This window comes from Bacillus sp. 05T31 (assembly GCF_056396725.1).
This window is the reverse complement of the sequence record NZ_JBFTMA010000717.1, coordinates 1-2,244: the sequence shown is the minus strand read 5'-3', so window position 1 is coordinate 2,244 and position 2,244 is coordinate 1. Positions and strand designations below refer to the sequence as shown.

The window sequence follows — 2,244 nt, the reverse complement described above, 5'->3', positions numbered from 1 at the left end:
ACGTTACTCGGTGACGCGGAGGCTAGAGGGGATAAGAGCTTCCCGAAATTATTTATATTTTACTTCTCATTGAGTGTATAAACGTACCGCCTTTCGTTTGTATACTCATAGGTAGTAAAATCACACCTGTCATGTGAATTCTTGATTTCTATGTTAAAACTGGATTGTTTTACAAGTGGGGATGTTGGTCTGTTCGATTGAATGGACCGCGTCTCCTAGCAAAAAGAAATAACTCAATTATATTGGTAATTGCTCACGACAGTAACTAGTATAAGTCAGGTTGTTCTTCTTAAACGATTAAACGAGCAGAGAGCTTTCTCTCTTTGTTTGAGCCAATACAGCGGTATATTCCCCTCCGTCCCTCTAGTGTATTGGTTCAAACAAGGCGTCGGAATAAATATACACGTCTTGATATTAATCCTTTAAGCGTTGTGTAAACGAAATTGGTGAAAATGACATTAAGTAGCCGAAGTATTGAGCCGACTCCACGGAGTATAAACGAGAAGATTCTTAGTCTTCTCCCAGTCACCGAACTAACCAAATGTGAAGCATGTAGRTGTTATATAGTGTTGCGGTGGCTTGGAGAAGGTTGACAGTTATCTTGACCTTGGAAGAGGAACTTTTGCCATTTTTTTTAATTTCTCTCTATTAAATATGTGAACTATGGGGAGTTTTATAAAACATAACTTTTGAATTATCTAATAAAAGTATATATAATTATACTGATGTTAATGTATTGACTGGTTAAAAATGGGGAAAGAAAAATGAAGATTAAATTTGATGTAGTTAAAGATGAAAATTTTGATTTTACTTTATTAGAAACAAAATTGCTGAAAACTTTTAAAGAAGTAGATAATGTAGCAATAATTGAAAAGGTTGAAGATAAAATTTTTGAAAAAGATGATGTGCAAACCCATTTGGCGGAGATTACTATTAATGTTACAGGAAAGAATATTGGATATAGATCAGCTTCAGCTAGTATATTCATTGTTCTAGAAAGTCTATCAATAGAGCTATTCAATATTAATATTAGTATACATTAAGCATCCAWAACGGGTGCTTTTTTCTTTGTTATATAGAAATTACACATTAAACCAGTAAAACTTTGAATGAGACAAGCATATACTAATAACTGAACACGACGTATTCATTCTTTATAATCGTATCGGACGAGCACCTTATAGGGCTCTTTTTTTATTGCACATAAGGAATTCCCAAACATACAATATCGAGTCAATGCCAACCAACTTATTCCTTTTCCGAGAGCTATATATATTCCGCTATAAAGCTCTTTTATGTTGCGCCATTAGAACGGGCTGGGCATTGTCGTATATTTAATACTCAGAAGCTTAGGGCACTTTATAGTGTTCTTTTTTTATTGAACAAAATGGATATTTAAATAGGAGGATGAACGATGGAATTAACATTAGAAGGTTTAGAAGAGTGTTTTAATGAGGCTGCAAATGCAGATGCTAACTATGTAGCTGTACAGATCGAAATGGACGAATTCCCTAGTTGATGAGTTAATAATTAATGATAAACACAATATTACTTTAAAATTAGAGTATTACAAGAAAACTTACAATGAAGACTTAGAGCATAGATACGCTCCAGGTATTCGTATTGTAGGTTATGCGTATGGACATACGTTATCTGGGATTCAACGTGAATTAGGATTACTACCATAGTAATGATTAAACCAATAGCAATTATCGTAGGCGCTGCCGTTATATTGGTTTAGCGTCTTATTTGTTATTAAGGGATGAAATAGATTTGAAACTTAAAGATTAGATAATAATATTATTACTTTAAAATGCAGAAAGTAGACTAGTAAACAAGCTGCTTTTGTTTTTAAGCATAGAATATGATGAATCTTAAAGTTAAGAGGAGGTAATCATATTTATGGGATGTAATTGTAATTTCAGACATTGCAGAGATTGTAATAGATTTTGGGATGATTTAATGTTTTGCAGACGCAGACATAGAGATTGTGATGACCGTCGTTGTRGACGTGACCGYGACTGTGATTGTGATGARTGTCGTCGCAGACGTAATCATGAYCGTGACTGTGATTGTGATAAGCGTAAGGATTGGTAAAGTCCTTTGAATGAGTGTGCTTCTTTACAGCACTCTTTTTTTTATTTATAGGTTTTCTAAATTGCTACTTACTAAATATGAAGAATATAGTTGCGATTCGGTTTAAGGTCTAACAAAACAAACGAACACAGCGAACGAAAAACGAAA

At 33.7% G+C, this 2,244-nt stretch carries 2 protein-coding genes and 1 pseudogene; all 3 read left to right on the top strand.

Annotated elements, in window-relative coordinates:
- The first annotated feature begins 764 nt into the window (after positions 1-764).
- The 3 genes and pseudogenes from AC1DJR_RS27150 to AC1DJR_RS27140 all read left to right on the top strand — a co-directional run bounded on the left by AC1DJR_RS27150 (position 765) and on the right by AC1DJR_RS27140 (position 2,097).
- Positions 765-1,043: a hypothetical protein gene (locus tag AC1DJR_RS27150; RefSeq protein ID WP_088037672.1), complete on the top strand. Its 279-nt coding sequence runs from the start codon at positions 765-767 to the stop codon at positions 1,041-1,043.
- A gap of 371 nt (positions 1,044-1,414) precedes the next feature.
- Positions 1,415-1,688, top strand: a pseudogene (locus tag AC1DJR_RS27145) (hypothetical protein).
- 214 nt (positions 1,689-1,902) lie between these two features.
- Positions 1,903-2,097, top strand: a complete 195-nt coding sequence (locus tag AC1DJR_RS27140; protein WP_477003960.1) for a hypothetical protein — start codon at positions 1,903-1,905, stop codon at positions 2,095-2,097.
- Positions 2,098-2,244 lie beyond the last annotated feature (147 nt).

Bases quoted from the DNA above. Each gene is read 5' to 3' on its own strand.
- AC1DJR_RS27150 (WP_088037672.1), top strand. From the start codon at position 765: ATGAAGATTAAATTTGATGTAGTTAAAGATGAAAATTTTGATTTTACT.